11 protein-coding genes are annotated in these 17,902 nt (G+C 35.4%); 10 read left to right on the top strand and 1 reads right to left on the bottom strand.

Translation table 11 applies throughout. From position 1 onward, the window contains the following. Window positions 1-42 precede the first annotated feature (42 nt). The 4 genes from BN863_RS03970 (at window position 43) to BN863_RS03950 (ending at window position 9,170) form a co-directional block, all read left to right on the top strand. A complete protein-coding gene (locus BN863_RS03970; protein ID WP_038527768.1) occupies window positions 43-1,254 on the top strand; it encodes an RsmB/NOP family class I SAM-dependent RNA methyltransferase in 1,212 nt (403 codons plus the stop codon). A gap of 106 nt (window positions 1,255-1,360) precedes the next feature. Further along, entirely contained in the window at window positions 1,361-3,619 is a 2,259-nt protein-coding gene (locus BN863_RS17900; protein ID WP_051774477.1) for an endonuclease, read from the top strand. A gap of 161 nt (window positions 3,620-3,780) precedes the next feature. Then, window positions 3,781-7,461: a phosphoribosylformylglycinamidine synthase gene (gene purL / locus BN863_RS03955; RefSeq protein WP_038527766.1), complete on the top strand. Its 3,681-nt coding sequence runs from the start codon at window positions 3,781-3,783 to the stop codon at window positions 7,459-7,461. 176 nt (window positions 7,462-7,637) lie between these two features. Further along, window positions 7,638-9,170 (top strand): sialate O-acetylesterase, encoded by a 1,533-nt coding sequence (locus BN863_RS03950; protein WP_038527763.1) that lies wholly within the window; start codon window positions 7,638-7,640, stop codon window positions 9,168-9,170. A 28-nt stretch (window positions 9,171-9,198) separates the two neighbouring features. On the opposite strand, the gene BN863_RS03945 is transcribed toward BN863_RS03950, so the two are convergent. Next, entirely contained in the window at window positions 9,199-9,858 is a 660-nt protein-coding gene (locus BN863_RS03945) for a TrmH family RNA methyltransferase (protein WP_038527762.1), read from the bottom strand. Window positions 9,859-9,918: 60 nt separating this feature from the next. Between BN863_RS03945 and BN863_RS03940 the strand changes: the two genes are divergently transcribed. The 6 genes from BN863_RS03940 to BN863_RS03915 all read left to right on the top strand — a co-directional run bounded on the left by BN863_RS03940 (window position 9,919) and on the right by BN863_RS03915 (window position 17,784). Then, complete coding sequence (locus tag BN863_RS03940; RefSeq protein WP_038527760.1) at window positions 9,919-10,596, top strand: SIR2 family NAD-dependent protein deacylase; 678 nt, start codon at window positions 9,919-9,921, stop codon at window positions 10,594-10,596. Between the two features lie 79 nt (window positions 10,597-10,675). After that, window positions 10,676-12,892: a RelA/SpoT family protein gene (locus BN863_RS03935; RefSeq protein ID WP_038527755.1), complete on the top strand. Its 2,217-nt coding sequence runs from the start codon at window positions 10,676-10,678 to the stop codon at window positions 12,890-12,892. A 28-nt stretch (window positions 12,893-12,920) separates the two neighbouring features. Further along, the gene (locus tag BN863_RS03930; protein WP_038527752.1) at window positions 12,921-13,376 is read left to right on the top strand and encodes a Fur family transcriptional regulator; all 456 of its coding nucleotides are present in this window, start codon (window positions 12,921-12,923) and stop codon (window positions 13,374-13,376) included. Between the two features lie 12 nt (window positions 13,377-13,388). Further along, window positions 13,389-14,660, top strand: a complete 1,272-nt coding sequence (locus tag BN863_RS03925; RefSeq protein WP_038527751.1) for an adenylosuccinate synthase — start codon at window positions 13,389-13,391, stop codon at window positions 14,658-14,660. A 128-nt stretch (window positions 14,661-14,788) separates the two neighbouring features. Beyond that, window positions 14,789-16,600, top strand: a complete 1,812-nt coding sequence (locus tag BN863_RS03920) for an OstA-like protein (protein WP_084817458.1) — start codon at window positions 14,789-14,791, stop codon at window positions 16,598-16,600. A 2-nt stretch (window positions 16,601-16,602) separates the two neighbouring features. Continuing rightward, on the top strand, window positions 16,603-17,784 hold the full coding sequence (locus BN863_RS03915) for an aspartate aminotransferase family protein (protein ID WP_038527749.1): 1,182 nt from the start codon (window positions 16,603-16,605) through the stop codon (window positions 17,782-17,784). Window positions 17,785-17,902 lie beyond the last annotated feature (118 nt).

Here is a 17,902-nt window from a genome sequence, read left to right as displayed (position 1 = left end):
AATAATTAATTAAACTTACCTTTGTGGCCTTAAATACACAAAATGCGATTACATAGAAATTTATGCTTTGCGGTAGTAGACGGATTAATGCTCATTTTTAATGAAGGAGTTTATGCCGACAAAGTTGTTCAACAATTATTAAAACGCGACAAACGCTGGGGAAGTCGTGACCGTGGCTTTGTAGCCGAAACAACTTACGAGATTGTTCGCTGGAAACGCCTATATGCTGAAATAGCAGAAGTAAAAGAGCCTTACGATAGAGATAATATTTGGAGAATATTTGCCGTATGGGCAACACTGAAAGGTATTAAGTTACCAGACTGGTCTTATTTTGAAAAAACACCGACACGTAAAATTAAAGGACGTTTTGATGAATTGTCTAAAATTAGAAAATTCAAAGAATCGATTCCCGATTGGATGGACGAAATTGGTGCTAAAGAATTAGGTGAGGAACTTTGGACTAAAGAGATTGCTGCTTTAAACCAACAAGCCGATGTTGTGCTTAGAACAAACACCTTAAAAATAACTAAAGACAAGTTACAAGCCGACCTTTTTGATGTCGACATCGAAACGGAATTTATTAAAGGCTATCCTGATGCGCTTAAATTAAAAGAGCGTGCCAATGTTTTTACAACAGAATCTTTTAAAAACGGTCATTTTGAAGTGCAAGATGCATCGTCTCAATTGGTTGCTAAATATTTAGAGGTTGAACCTGGAATGCGTGTTATAGACACTTGTGCTGGTGCAGGTGGAAAAACATTACACTTGGCATCTTTAATGGAAAACAAAGGACAAATTATTGCTTTAGATATTTATGCGCATAAATTGCATGAATTAAAACGTCGTGCAAAACGCGATGGTGCTCATAATATTGAACAACGTCCTATAGAATCGACTAAAGTTATTAAGAAATTATACGATAAAGCCGACCGTGTGCTAATTGATGCACCATGTTCAGGCCTTGGGGTTTTAAGAAGAAATCCGGATGCTAAATGGAAATTACAACCTGAATTTTTAGATAGAATTCGCGAAACACAACAAGAGATTCTTCAGACGTATTCTAGAATGGTTAAATCTGGCGGACAAATGGTATATGCTACCTGCTCCGTTTTACCTTCTGAAAACAGACAACAAGTTGACACTTTCTTAACATCGGAGTTCGGAAAAGATTTTACCTTAGTGCGCGACGAAAATATTTATGCTCACAAAACAGGATTCGACGGATTTTATATGGCTTTACTTAAAAGAAAGTAAAAAACACATAGTATAATCCTCGGTAAAAGCTAGTAAAGATTCGTCTTTACTAGCTTTTTTATTTTGTAAATTGGGCACAAATTAAAAACAACTTAAATAATACCCTATGAAGCACTTTTACTTATCAGTATGCTTAACCTTTTCAACATTATTTGGCTTTGCTCAAATAAACCCACCTGAAGACTTACAAGCATATTACAACACCGTAAACTTTTCTAAAACCGGCGTAGAACTTAAAGAAGACTTAAGCGCCGTTACAATTGCAAAACATGTTAAAGAATTGACGTACACTCCAGAAGTATGGGAAGCGTTAAAAGTTACAGATCTTGATCCCGACAATAGTAACAACGTACTTTTAATGTATGGTTATGACGATATGGACAACAATATTTCTACAGACAGAAGTAGAGATAAAAACAAAAATGGAGGAAATCAAGGCGAATGGAATCGTGAGCATATCTATGCAAAATCTTTAGGAACTCCAAATTTAGGAACAGAAGGTCCTGGATCTGATGCACAAATGCTACGTCCGAGTGACATTGGTAGAAATGCAGACCGTAACAATTTAAAATTTGCAGATGGTAGTGGTAATTCAAACTTTTCAAACAATGGCTGGTATCCTGGCGACGAGTGGAAAGGCGACTGTGCTCGTATCGTGATGTACATGTACATTAGATATGGTGAGCGTTGTTTACCAACTAATGTAGGTTTTGGAGATTCTGCTCAAACGCCTGACGACATGATTGATTTATTCTTAGAATGGAATATTGAAGATCCTGTTTCAGAATTCGAAAAACAAAGAAACACCTACCACGGAAACACATCTAATACGTACGCCCAAGGTAACAGAAACCCATTTATCGATAATCCATATTTAGCAACTGCTATTTGGGGAGGTGCAGATGCACAAAATTTATGGGATGGTAACAGTAGTGTTACAGATACAGAAGCGCCAACAGTACCTACAGCTCTTGCTTCAAGCGATATTACAGCGTCTAGCATTAAATTAACATGGACTGCTTCTACAGACAATATTGCTGTTGCCTCTTACAATGTATACATGGATGGAACGTTCTTAACAAAAGCGTATACAAATACAATTACAATTTCAGATTTAGATGCAGATACAACCTATGCATTTACAATAACTGCCGAAGATGCTTCTAATAATGTTTCTGCAGTATCAGAATCGATTTCAGCAACCACGTCTGGAGAAATTGTAATGGATTATTGTACGTCTGAAAGTTTTGAAAACCTATCATCAACTATAGACGTAAATGACAGCTCATATGCAGAACGCACTTGGACTGGAGATAATGGTTTAGAATGGACTGCAACGGGTGCTAGAATAGACCAAAATATTGATGGATCAAAAGCCGTAGCAATCGACAAAAACAATTCTGGATCTTTAACTGCTCCAACGACTAGTAATGGTATAGGTGCTTTAACAGTAACAACACTACGCGTTTTTGGTGGTGGATCTGGAACTCTAGATTTAGTTGTTAATGGTGAGGTTGTAGGCCAAATTCCTTACAATGAATTTGAACAAACTACAACTATTGAAAACATTAATATTGCGGGTAACGTAACTGTGGAATTAAATAATATTACTTCAGATAATCGTGACCGTATCGTTATCGATAATCTGGCTTGGACATGTTACGAAAACACAAATTCTGATTACTGTACAGAAGAAACATTTACAAATCTTACACCTATTCAAGATTTAAACGACAGCCAGTACGGAGATAGAACATGGACTGGAGATAATGGTTTAGTATGGACTGCTACAGATGCTAGAATAGATCAGAATATCGAATTAAGTAAAGTTATCACCATTAGAAATGGTGTCTTAACTGCGCCTAAAACAACTGGAGGTATCGGAACTTTAACGGTAACGACACAACGTGTATTTGGTGGTGGTTCTGGAACTTTTGATGTTGTAGTAAACGGAAATGTAGTTGGGCAAATTGCTTATAGCGACGTGGTACAAACTATAACTGTTGAAAATATTAATATTGAAGGTGAGGTTGCGTTAGAATTAAATAACAAATCAACATCATCAGACCGTGTTATTATTGAAAACCTTGCTTGGACCTGTTACGATGCATCTTTAAGTATTGAAGACGACAGTCTAAATGCTGTTAAAATCTATCCTAACCCAATGGAAGATTTACTAAACATTGCAATGCCAAACGGAGAAGCATCTCAGGTTGACATTTACAATATGTTAGGAAAATTAGTACTTTCTAAAACCATACAAAACAGCACTAGTATTAGCACTCAAAACTTACAATCGGGTGTTTATATTTTAAGAATGACTCAAAACAACAAAACGATTAGCAAAAAATTAGTTAAGAATTAATTTCTTGAAAATTCATTTTGAAAAGCGACCCAATTGGGTCGCTTTTTTTATGAAACAAATTCTGCTGTAGCCCTGAAAAAAGACTCTATCTTTTTTTGAAAAAATATCGCTAAAAAACACTAATTTTGTCCTTTCTTAAAAAATAATACAAACCTCATTATATGATTCATTTCTTTGGAAACGTAAACGGCAAATTATTTGCTGTACAAACAGTTAAAGAATTATCGACTGAAACTATTTCAAAATTATCGTGGCTTTTTGGCAACCAGCCTAAGTTAGAACAAGCATCAATCGATGCTTTTTTTGTTGGTCCTCGTGCCGCTATGATTACACCTTGGAGTACAAATGCTGTTGAAATTACTCAAAATATGGGTATCACAGACATTATTAGAATTGAAGAATTTGAAGCTGTCGCTGAAGATTTTTCAGATTTCGATCCGATGATTTCTCAAAAATTCAACGAATTAAATCAAGAGTCATTTACAATTGATATTAAACCAGAACCGGTTTTAAATATTGAAGACATTGCCGCTTACAATGCACAAGAAGGATTGTCTTTAAGCGACGAAGAAGTGACGTATCTAGAAGGTGTTGCTAAGAAAATTGGGCGTCCGTTAACAGATTCTGAAGTCTTCGGATTTTCGCAAGTCAATTCAGAGCACTGTCGTCATAAAATTTTCAACGGAACATTTGTTATCGATGGTGAAGAAAAAGAGGTGTCATTATTTAAAATGATTCGTGAAACATCAAACAAAAATCCTAACGATATTGTTTCAGCTTATAAAGATAATGTCGCGTTTGTAAAAGGCCCTATTGTAGAACAATTTGCTCCTAAAACGGCAGATAAGCCAGATTTTTACGAAACGAAAAATTACGAATCTGTAATTTCATTAAAAGCAGAAACTCACAACTTCCCAACCACCGTAGAGCCTTTTAATGGTGCTGCAACTGGTTCTGGAGGAGAGATTCGCGATAGACTTGCAGGAGGAAAAGGCTCTTTACCTCTAGCAGGAACAGCAGTTTATATGACGTCGTATTCGCGTTTAGAAGAAAACCGTCCGTGGGAACAAAAAACGCAAGCACGTCCTTGGTTATACCAAACACCAATGGATATTTTAATAAAAGCCAGTAATGGTGCATCTGACTTTGGAAACAAATTCGGACAACCGTTAATTACAGGTTCTGTACTTACATTCGAACACGACGAGAATGCTTCGTCTAGTACAGCAAACCCTAGAAAATTAGGTTTTGATAAAGTTATTATGCAAGCTGGTGGTATTGGTTACGGTAAAGCCGACCAAGCCTTAAAGGATACGCCTAAAGAAGGCGATAAAATTGTTATTCTTGGTGGTGAAAACTACCGTATTGGAATGGGTGGTGCCGCAGTGTCTTCTGCAGATACTGGAGAATTCGAATCGGGTATCGAGTTAAATGCGGTACAACGTTCTAATCCAGAAATGCAAAAACGTGCTGCTAACGCCGTGCGTGGTATGGTAGAAAGTGACGAAAACTTTATTGTATCTATCCACGACCATGGAGCTGGAGGACATTTAAATTGTCTTTCAGAATTGGTAGAAGATACAGGAGGGAAAATCAATTTAGACAGTTTACCTGTTGGAGACCCTACCCTATCGGCTAAAGAAATTATTGGTAACGAATCTCAAGAACGTATGGGATTAGTTATTGCAGAAAAACATTTAGAAACGCTTCATAAAATTGCAGATAGAGAACGTTCTCCTATTTACGATGTTGGAGAAGTTACAGGAAACGACCGCTTTACTTTCGAGTCTAAAACAACTGGTGAAAAGCCAATGGATTTAGCATTAGAAGATATGTTTGGAAGTTCCCCTAAAACCATAATGACAGACAATACCATTGTCAGAAAATATAAAAATCCGCGTTACAAATCTAAAAACTTAAAAATCTATTTAGAGCAAGTGTTGCAGTTAGAAGCTGTGGCTTGTAAAGATTGGTTAACTAACAAAGTCGATAGATGTGTTGGTGGTAAAGTAGCCAAACAACAATGTGTTGGACCATTACAAATTCCGTTAAACAATGTTGGTGTTATGGCACTAGATTATAATGGAAAAGAAGGAATTGCTACGTCTATTGGGCACGCGCCTATTTCGGCTTTAATACACCCAGATGCTGGAAGTAGAAATGCCATTACAGAATCGCTTACCAATATTGTTTGGGCTCCTTTAAAAGATAATTTAAAGAGTGTATCCTTATCTGCAAACTGGATGTGGCCTTGTAAAAATGAAGGTGAAGACGCGAGATTATACAAAGCTGTTCAAGCCGTTTCAGAATTTGCAATCGACTTAGGAATTAACGTACCAACAGGAAAAGATTCGCTTTCTATGAAGCAAAAATATCCTAACGAAGACGTTATTGCTCCAGGAACTGTAATTATTTCTGCTGCAGGAAATTGTTCTGAAATTTCTAAAGTTGTAGAACCACTTTTAAAAGCTGATGGTGGAAATATTTACTACATCAACATCTCTCAAGACGACTTTAAATTGGGTGGTAGTTCATTCTTCCAAGCATTAAATGCTATTGGAAACGACACCCCAGATGTTAAGAATACAGACTTTGTTAAGAATGCGTTTAATGCGATTCAGGACTTAATTAAAGCGGATAAAATTGAGGCTGGACACGATGTTGCTTCAGGTGGGTTAATCACAACTCTATTAGAATTGTGTTTTGCTGATGTAAACTTGGGAGCCGATTATGATTTCACAGCTTTAAATGAAGAAGATTCACTTAAGATATTATTCTCTGAAAATGCAGGACTTGTTTTTCAAGCAGATGCTTCAGTAGAATCTATTTTAGCTGAAAACAATATTGAAGTATTCAAAATTGGAACAGCTAATGCTTCTGGTAAAATAAACATTAAAAACAACGAAGATGTATTTGCTTTTGATGTTGCCGAATTAAGAGATGTGTGGTACAAAACATCGTATTTATTAGATAAAAAGCAAACGGCAAATAACGCTGCAGACGCGCGTTACGAAAACTATAAAAATCAGCCACTTCAATATACTTTCCCTAAACATTTTACAGGTAAGCGTCCTACCATAGATGCTAGTCAGCCTAAACCAAAAGCGGCTATTATTCGTGAAAAGGGAAGTAATTCTGAACGTGAAATGGCTAACGCGATGTATTTAGCTGGTTTTGATGTGAAAGATGTACACATGACCGATTTAATTTCTGGTCGTGAAACACTTGAAGATATTCAGTTTATTGGTGCTGTTGGTGGATTCTCAAACTCGGATGTTTTAGGCTCTGCTAAAGGTTGGGCTGGTGCTTTTATGTATAATGAAAAAGCAAAAACAGCATTAGAAAACTTCTTTAAAAGAGAAGACACACTGTCCGTTGGAATCTGTAACGGATGCCAGTTATGGATGGAGTTAGAATTAATCAACCCAGAACACGATGTTCATGGAAAAATGTTACATAACGACTCGCATAAACACGAGAGTTCATTTACTTCTGTGAAAATTCAGAAAAACAATTCGGTAATGTTATCGAGTTTAGAAGGCAGCACACTTGGAGTTTGGATTTCGCACGGAGAAGGAAAATTTAACCTTCCTAAAGAAGAAAGCCAATACAACATTGTAGCGAAATACGGTTACGAAGGGTATCCAGCAAATCCTAATGGTTCCGACTTTAACACGGCCATGATGTGTGACGCCTCAGGAAGACACTTAGTCACGATGCCACATATAGAACGTTCTACCTTTCAATGGAACTGGGCGAACTATCCAGAAGGCAGAAAAGACGAAGTTTCTCCGTGGTTAGAAGCATTTGAAAATGCTAAAAAATGGATTGATAATAAATAAGTATTCAAATTTAAATGATAAAAGAAAGCTTCTACAACTGTAGAGGCTTTTTTTGTTAGCATAAATATCAATTATGGTTCCGAATGTTTAATTTAGATATAAACAAAACTATTTTCAGCATCCACACATCGATTACATTTCATAATTTTATGATGCACTTTCTTATAAGTTAACTCATGAAACCATTTGCTTTTATATCATTTATAGTTCTTATTACAAGTATGATTTATACTGTATATGCTCAAGAATTAAAACCTTCTAATTTATTTAGCAACCATATGGTTTTACAATCTGGAATGGAAGTACCTGTTTGGGGCGATGCCAAACCCAACGAAAAAATAACAGTCACATTTGCCAATCAAGAAAAATCTACCATAACAGATGCAAAAGGTAAATGGATGGTTAAATTAGAGCCTTTAGGGGTTTCTAAAATTGGACGTAGCATGTCTATTTCTGGTCATTCCAAAATTACCTTATCAGATATTTTAGTTGGAGAAGTTTGGATTTGCTCTGGGCAATCTAATATGGAATTCAAAGTAGATAATGTTCCTGAAATAAAATCTTTAAAACCTATTCCTAATCATATTCGCAGTTTTGAAGTGAAACATACTGTTTCTTTTGAAGAAGCCCAAGATGTAAATGGACATTGGTCTACCTCACCTTCCACTAGCGCTGTAGCATTCGGATTTGCATTTTTCTTAGAAACCCTTGGTGATGTCCCTGTAGGCATAATTAACACCTCTTGGGGCAGCACATCTATTGAGGCCTGGATGCCACGAGACATGACCGAACAATTACCTTATTTTAAAACAATTATGTCTGAATTTGATTCGGATACATTAACTCAAAATAAAATACAAAAAGCACTAGATGCTTCCAATGGCTGGAGTAAAGAAGAAGATGTGTTTTTAAGAAGACAACCAAACATTGTTTACAATGCTATGATGAGTCCATTGGCTCCTTATGCCTGCAAAGGTTTAGTTTGGTATCAAGGCGAACGCAATACACGTTATCTATCTGGAATGCCAGAAGTGACAGAAACCAATTGGTTTCATCGTGTTGCAGGAATGAAAGAATATGGAGATATCCTTAAATTTTGGGTAGAACGTTACAGAACACAATGGAATAACGAATACATGCATTTTTCTATTGTAATGTTACCAGGTTATGGGAAAGGAACTTACAACTCCCCAGAAATTGATTCAAAAAGTCCAACGGCTCCGTCTTGGGCTTGGATGCGAGAATCGCAATTAAAAATTTTAGAACTTCCCTACACTACTGTTGTAAATACAATTGATTTAGGTGACGAAAAAAACATTCACCCTACAGACAAATTACCTATTGCACAACGACTTGCCCTTAAAGCTGCCAAATACACCTTAAATAAAGATGTTATAGCCGAAGGCCCAACCTTTAAAACCTTAAAAAAAGAAAATAATGTTATGGTCGTTAAATTTAATCAGGCAAAAGGTTTAAAAACTAAAGATAATAAAGCACCAACAGGCTTCTGGATTGCCGACGAATCGCTGCAATGGAAACCTGCAATAGCCAAAATTCAAGATGAAACGATACTACTTTCTCACGATAAAATTACACAACCAAAATATGTGAGATATGCCTTTTCAGGAAAACCAGATGTAAATTTAGTTAACGGTGAGAATCTTCCCGCCTATCCATTCCGGACAGACTCAGATTACAGTACTAAATAAAAGAATGCTAATAAACACTTAAAACAAATTACTGATTGTTTTTATAAAAGTGTTCCACTATGTCATCGTAACTTTTAATCGTACTTTTTATCCAATCCATACGTTTTTCCAATTGCTCTTGTTCAGACAATCTCCAATCGATATCTGTACGCTTCAGTTTGGTAGTTACATGCTGTAAAATAATAGCTGCCGACACCGAAATATTTAAACTCTCGGTAAAACCAACCATAGGAATTTTTAAAAAGGAATCGGCTTCATCTAAAACCGCCTGCGATAAACCTTCCGTTTCTCTTCCGAAGAAAAAACAAGACGGTTTAGAAACATCAAAATCATGTAATTCACAATCGTTTTCATGAGGTGTTGTAGCAACAATTTGATAGCCTTTCTGTTTTAAATCTGCTATACAATCTTTAACATGATTATAGCGATTTAAGTCCACCCATTTTTGCGCTCCCATAGCAATTTCCCTATCAATGCGTTTTGAGTTTTTCTCTTCAATAATATTCACCTCTTGTATACCAAAAACATCACAACTTCTTATCACTGCGCTGGTGTTGTGTAACTGATACACATCTTCTGTAGCCACTGTAAAATACTTCGTTCGTTGAGGTAAAACTGTATCAAATCGTGCTTTACGTTCTGGTGTAATTATGTTTTCTAAATGTTCAAGAAGTTTTAAATCAATCATTAAATTCGTTTGCTAGTTAGAATCTTCGAATTTATAAAAATGATTTCTTATTTTTAACTAATGAAACATATAGTTGTACTTAGTGGTGCTGGAATAAGTGCCGAAAGTGGATTAAAAACTTTTAGAGATAGCGATGGCCTGTGGGAAGGTCATGATGTTATGGAAGTAGCCACACCCGAAGGTTTTGCTAAAAATCCTGAATTAGTTTTAGAATTTTATAATCAGCGTCGAAGACAATTAAAAGCCGTAGAACCTAATAGTGCACATTTTGATTTAGCAAGTTTAGAGCAGGATTATAAAGTAACTATTATCACTCAAAATGTAGACGACTTACACGAACGCGCAGGAAGTACAAGAGTAATTCACTTACACGGAGAATTAAATAAAGCGAAAAGTGTTAATAATGAAGAAATTTTATCGTGGCCTAACGATATAAACATCGGCGACATATGTAAGGATGGATATCAAATTAGACCCCATATTGTTTGGTTTGGAGAAGCAGTCCCTATGATAGACTTAGCTGTAAAAGAATGCGAAACTGCCGATATTCTTATCATTATTGGCACGTCTATGCAAGTATATCCCGCTGCTGGATTAATGCATTATGTTAAGGATAAAACGCCGATCTATTACATAGACCCTAATCCTGCACACATGAATGCAAAACATGTAAAAATCATTCGCGAAAATGGAACTTCTGGCATGAAAACTGTTTTAGAAACCCTATCTTTAAAATAATAACACTTATACAATTTACTGTAACCAAAAAACAGTAAAACTATTGTAATTTAATATTCTTTATACTACTTTTAGTTTTATGACAGATGCCGAAATAGAACACGAAAACGCAACCATTGCGAGAGCCTACAAAGACCTGCTACAGGTTAGCTACCGAACGCTTACAGAAGACGACAAAAAACTTATTCGTAAAGCTTTCGAAATAGCTGTAGATGCTCATAAAGACCAACGTCGTAAATCTGGTGAAGCGTATATTTTTCATCCCATTGCTGTAGCGCGCTTAGTCGCTCAAGAAATAGGATTAGATGCCACGTGTATTGCAGCGGCCTTACTTCATGATGTTGTAGAAGATTGCCCGAGATACGATATTAACGATATTCGAGAACTTTTTGGAGAAACCGTAGCTTTAATTGTTGAAGGTTTAACCAAGATTTCGTCTATGTCTAAAGACATGGAAGACGTATCGCTACAAGCTGAGAATTTCAGAAAAATGTTGCTGACTTTAAATGATGATGTTCGCGTTATCATCATTAAAATTGCCGACCGTTTGCACAATATGCAAACCATGGATTCTATGCGTCCAGATAAACAAATTAAAATTGCTAGCGAAACCTTATACATATACGCCCCTTTAGCACACCGTATTGGTCTTTATAATATTAAAAACGAATTAGAAGATTTAAGTTTAAAGTATACAGAGCCAGATGTGTATTTCGATATCCTAAATAAAATAAAGGATAGCAAAGAAGGTCAAGACGAATATATTAGAGAATTTAATGAATTAATAAAAAAATCGCTTGATAGAGAGGGCCTACATTACACAATAAAAGGACGACCAAAATCCATTTTTTCTATCCGTAGAAAGATGATGAAACAAGGCGTTTCTTTTGATGAAGTTTACGACAAATTCGCTGTAAGAATTATTTATAAAAGTGACACTGCTAATGAGAAGTTTCTAGCTTGGAAAATTTATTCTATAGTTACAGATCATTTCCGCCCTAATCCCATCCGACTAAGAGACTGGATTTCCTCTCCAAAATCTACGGGTTACGAAGCCCTTCATATTACCGTAATGGGCCCAAAAGGACGTTGGGTAGAAGTTCAAATTCGTAGTGAGCGTATGAATGAGATTGCTGAAAAAGGATATGCAGCGCACTACAAATACAAACAAGACACAGAAAAAGAAGATAGTTTAGATTCTTGGGTTGCAAAACTTCAAGAAGCCTTAGAAAGTAACGAAACGAATGCCGTAGATTTTGTCGAACAATTTAAACTGAACCTCTACTCTAAAGAAATTTATGTCTTTACACCTAAAGGCGATTTAAAATCATTGCCTAAAGATGCAACACCTTTAGATTTTGCATTTAATATACATACCGAAGTGGGTATGCGTACGCGAGGTGCCAAAGTAAACGGAAAATTAGTACCGCTTAGTTACAAACTACATAGTGGTGATCAAGTCGATATTTTAACTTCAGACAGTGCTAAACCCAATTCTAATTGGTTAGATTATGCAACTACTGCAAAAGCAAGAGGTAAAATTAAATCGGCTTTAAAAGAAGACAAAAAGCTTATAGGTGAAGAAGGTAAAGAAATTTTAAGACGAAAATTAAAACAGCTTAAAATAAATCTAGACGAAAAATCTATAAACGATTTGGTACACTATTTTAAACTAAAAACAAGTTTAGATTTATTTTATCGTATAGGAATTGGTGCAATAGACAACACCATGCTAAAGGCATTTGCAGCGTCTAGAAGCAATGCCCTAGTGAGTTTCTTTAAAAATAAAATTAATAGACGTGCAAACGTATCTAAAGAAGATCTTGAAAAAGAAGAAGTCTTTGCTAAATACGATTTATTAGTTTTTGGTAAAGAAGAAGAGAAATTAGATTACAAACTCTCTAATTGCTGTAATCCTATTCCTGGTGATCAAGTGTTTGGTTTTATTACCGTAAATGAAGGTATAAAAGTACACAAGAAAAACTGTCCAAATGCCGTATCTTTACAATCCAATTATGCGTACAGAATAATTCAAGCCAAATGGATCGACTCCTCTCAGCAAGAATATTCTGCACAACTCACATTATCGGGTATAGACAATTTAGGTATAGTTAATCAAATTACTAAAATCATTTCCTCCAACATGCATGTAAATATTAAAAGCATGAGTTTTGAAACCGATGACGGTCTGTTTTCGGGGAAATTAAACGTAATTGTTAAGAATAATTCAATGCTGAATAAATTAGTTGCGAATCTTAAAAAAATTAATGGTATAGATAAAGTGTCTAGAGTCTAAAAATATATGTAAATTTGCGGTTGAAATTATGAGTTTAAAATCAGATACAAAAAACCAGGACATTGTAAAGAATGTCTTCACTAAATTCTTAGAGGATAACGGGCACAGGAAAACACCAGAACGTTACGCTATTCTTCAAGAAATTTACGATAGTGAAGTACACTTCGATATAGAATCTCTATATCTTAACATGAAAAACAAAAAATATCGTGTTAGTCGTGCTACCCTTTACAATACTATAGAGCTTCTTTTAGATTGCGGCTTAGTAAGAAAACATCAGTTTGGTCAAAACCAAGCACATTACGAAAAATCGTATTTCGATAAACAACACGATCATGTTATCCTTACAGATACAGGTGAAGTTATCGAGTTTTGCGATCCACGAATTCAATCCATAAAGAAAACTATTGAAGAAGTTTTTGATATTGAAATTAAAAATCATTCGCTATATTTTTATGGCAACAGAAAAACAACAACCAAATAACATATTTTTATAATGGCAGTAGATTTACTACTAGGGTTACAATGGGGTGACGAAGGCAAAGGAAAAATTGTTGATGTACTAACCTCGAAATACAATATCATTGCACGTTTTCAAGGCGGTCCAAATGCAGGACACACACTAGTTTTTAACGGCAAAAAACACGTTTTACACACCATTCCTTCTGGAATTTTTCACGACGATGCCATGAACTTAGTAGGTAACGGCGTTGTTATAGATCCAGTAATTTTTAAAAAAGAATTAGATAAGCTAGAAGAGCAAGACGTCGATTACAGAAAATCACTTCTTATTTCTCGTAAAGCTCATATTATTTTACCAACGCACCGTTTATTAGATGCAGCTAGTGAAGCGTCTAAAGGTAAAGCCAAAATTGGTTCTACTTTAAAAGGTATTGGTCCAACTTATATGGACAAAACTGGCCGTAACGGTATGCGTGTTGGAGATTTAGAATTAAGCGATTGGAAAGAACGTTATAGAGCTCTTGCAGATAAGCACGAGGCTATGATTGGATTTTACAACGTAGAAATTCAATATAACTTAGCAGAACTTGAAACTGAATTTTTTGAAGCTGTAAAAGTTTTAAAATCTTTAAAATTCATCGATTCTGAAGAGTATGTGTATCAAGCACAAAAAGCTGGAAAAACAATTCTTGCAGAAGGTGCTCAAGGTTCACTTTTAGATATTGACTTCGGAACATATCCATTTGTAACATCAAGTAACACCACTGCTGCTGGGGCTTGTACAGGTTTAGGAGTTGCTCCTAACCAAATTGGTGAAGTATTCGGAATATTTAAAGCTTACACAACACGTGTAGGTTCAGGACCATTCCCTACCGAATTATTTGATGAAGATGGTGCAACTATGGCTAAAGTAGGGCACGAATTTGGAGCAACAACAGGACGTGCACGTCGTTGTGGTTGGTTAGATCTTGTGGCTTTAAAATATGCTTGCCAGGTTAACGGTGTAACACAACTTATGATGATGAAAGCAGATGTATTATCTGGTTTTAAAACACTAAAAGTGTGTACAGCTTATAAATATAAAGGTGAAGTTATTGAGCATTTCCCTTATAACATCGAACCAGAAAATGTAGAGCCAATTTATACAGATTTTGAAGGTTGGAGTGAAGATTTAACTAAAATGTCTGAAGACTCTCAGCTTCCTAAATCATTAAATGCCTATATCGAATTTTTAGAAAAAGCCCTTGAAACACCTATTACTATTGTTTCTGTAGGTCCAGATAGAAAAGAAACTATTTTTAGATAATAAATATAGTTTTAATACTTTTTAAAAACCCGTTTAAATCTAATTTAAGCGGGTTTTTTATCTTAAATCTTTTACAATTCAGTAACGCAAATCATTTATATCCTTATTTTTGTTGCAAATATTTTAATTTGAAAACAGCTCAACTACACTATATATTTCTGTTATTCCTCTTCGTTTCATTTACACAATTGTACGCGCAACAACAAAAACGAATTGAAATTCAATATTCAGGATTCTTGACTTTCGATGAAGCTAAATATCCAGGTGCAAAAGTACTAACGCGTGACGATTCCGGACAAATACACATTATTCACGAAGGTGTTAATATGTGGTGCGACCAAGCAATTCATTACGGAAAAGAAGATTTTATAGAAGCTTATGGTCATGTAAAAATGAAACAAGGCGACACCATAAATATGGATGCTAAATATGTAGAATATAGTGGAAAAACAAAATTAGCCTTTGCTAGTGGCGATGTTGTTCTAACCGAACCTAGCTCAGTACTATCTACAGACACGTTGTATTTTGACCGTGCTAAACAACAAGCATTTTATAGAACAGGAGGAACAGTGGTAAGAGATTCTTCAGGCACAATAACAAGTAGGATTGGCCGGTATTATATGGATGTGAAAAAATATCAATTTGTAGGCGATGTAAACTTAGTAAATCCAGAATACGTTTTAAATACTGAACAGTTAGATTACTATACAGAAAATGCTTTAGCCTATATGTATGGCCCTAGTACCATTACTGGAGACGCTTCAAAAATATACTGTGAGCGTGGTTTTTACGACACCACTAACGATATTGGTTATTTTATTAAAAACTCACGTATCGATTACGACAACAGAACTATTGAAGGCGATAGTTTGTACTTTAATAGAAATGACAGTTTTGCCTCTGCTACCAACAATATTACAGTTACCGACACCTTAAATAATAGTGTAATTAAAGGACATTATGCTGAAGTGTATCGAGCTAAAGATTCTGTTTTTATTACCAAACGTGCCTTAGCAATTTCCGTACAAGAGCAAGATTCGCTCTATATTCATGGAGATACTTTAATGGTTACCGGAAAACCAGAACACCGTATTACTCGAGCATTCAGAAATGTAAAAATGTATAAGTCGGATATGAGTGGAAAAGCAGATTCTATTCACGTTGATCAAACTTCAGGACTTACACAACTCATTAATTTATCACGTTTATCGCCCAAAGATAATTTTGCAGTAAAACGAAGACCTATTATTTGGAACTTTAAAAACCAAATGACAGGAGATACAATTCATATAAAATCGAATACTAAAGAAGAAAAATTAGATTCGCTTATTGTTTTCGACAATGCCTTTATAATAAGTAAAGACACCATTGGCAACGGTTACAATCAGATATCTGGCAGGAAATTATATGGTTTATTTAATGATGCAAATCAGTTACGCCAAATTGATATCATTAGAAATGCTGAATCCATTTACTATGCGAGAAACGATAAACAAGAATTAATTGGAATTGAAAAATCGAAATCGGCAAGTATTTCTATGTTTTTTGAAGGCAATGAAATTAACATCATTCAGAAAATAAATGAAGTCGATGGCACACTATATCCTGAATCAAAATATCCTGCCAACGCTAAAAAATTAAGAGGATTTGACTGGAGGGAGGATGAACGGCCAATTAGTGTTGAAGATTTATTTCGAGACGACCCACCGCTTGAATTACCCGTTATAAAAGGATTAGATCCATATGTTCCACAAGATGAATTTTTCGATGAAACATTAATCAAACGGGCAGAAGATTTAGAAGAAAGTAATAAAGCTAATAATGTTGAAGATCCGTCTAAAGCATCTCGACATTTACCAGACAAAGATTCCGTTTCAACTTTAAATCAGCCTGTAAAGGATTCAATTCAACCACCTACAACCCTAAAAAAATCACCTTAATTATGAAGGACGAATTTTTTAAATATCAAGCACAGACCTCTCCATTCCCTTTAGCAATGGAAATTTCTCACGCCAAAGGATCTTACATTTACGATACTAATAATAAAGCCTATTTAGATTTCGTAGCAGGAGTTTCGGCTTGTAGTTTAGGGCATAGTCACCCAAAGGTGGTAAATGCTATAAAGGATCAGTTAGACAAATACATGCACGTTATGGTGTATGGGGAATACATTCAGAAACCGGCTGTAGAACTAGCACAGTTTTTTGCAGAGCACACACCAGAGCCCTTAGAACAGACCTATTTAGTAAACTCTGGGACAGAAGCTATAGAAGGTGCTTTAAAATTAGCTAAACGTGCAACAGGACGCAGTGAAATCATAGCTGCTAAACATGCATATCATGGCAATACTATGGGATCTATGAGTGTTATGGGATATGAAGAACGCAAACAGGCATACAGACCATTAGTACCTGGCATAAAATTTATTAGCTTCAATAATATTGACGATTTACAAAGTATAACCTCTAACACTGCAGCTGTAATATTAGAAACCATTCAAGGTGGCGCGGGATTCTTAGAACCACGAGATGGATATTTAACAAAAGTAAAAGCCAGGTGTGAAGCTGTTGGAGCCCTTTTAATCTTAGATGAAATTCAACCGGGAATAGGTAGAACTGGTAAACTATTCGGTTTTGAAAACTACAATTGCACACCAGATATACTGGTTACTGGTAAAGGTTTGGGAGGCGGTATGCCAATTGGAGCATTTACTGCTTCTACTAAATTAATGGAACAATTAAAAGAGGAGCCAAAAATGGGGCACATTACCACCTTTGGAGGACATCCCGTAATTGCTGCTGCTGCTTTGGCTACTCTAAAAGAGATTACCGAAACCGATTTAATGACAAAAGCATTAGAAAAAGAACAGCTTTTTAAACGCTTATTGCAACACCCATTAATAACCGAAATTCGGGGAAAAGGATTAATGCTTGCGGCTTTAACACCTAGCGCAGACATTACAAATCAAGTTATTATAAAAGCCCAAGAAGAAGGTTTAATTGCGTTTTGGTTACTTTTTGAGCCAAGAGCCATTAGAATTACACCGCCATTAACCATTTCTAATGAAGAGATAGAGAAAGGCTGCAAGATTATTATCAACATCTTAAACAGCATAGTTCATTAAAAAACAGTGTTTTAACACATAATTAGCACTTAATTTTCTTACACTGTTGATTACTTTGTTGAAAACATTCAATTGGCTTTTTAATAATGCGTAAATTTGATCATTATATTTAATAATA

It is taken from the genome of Formosa agariphila KMM 3901, from assembly GCF_000723205.1.
GTDB lineage: Bacteria > Bacteroidota > Bacteroidia > Flavobacteriales > Flavobacteriaceae > Formosa > Formosa agariphila.
The sequence above is the reverse complement of the archived record's forward strand: the minus strand, read 5'-3'. Positions and strand labels throughout refer to the sequence as shown.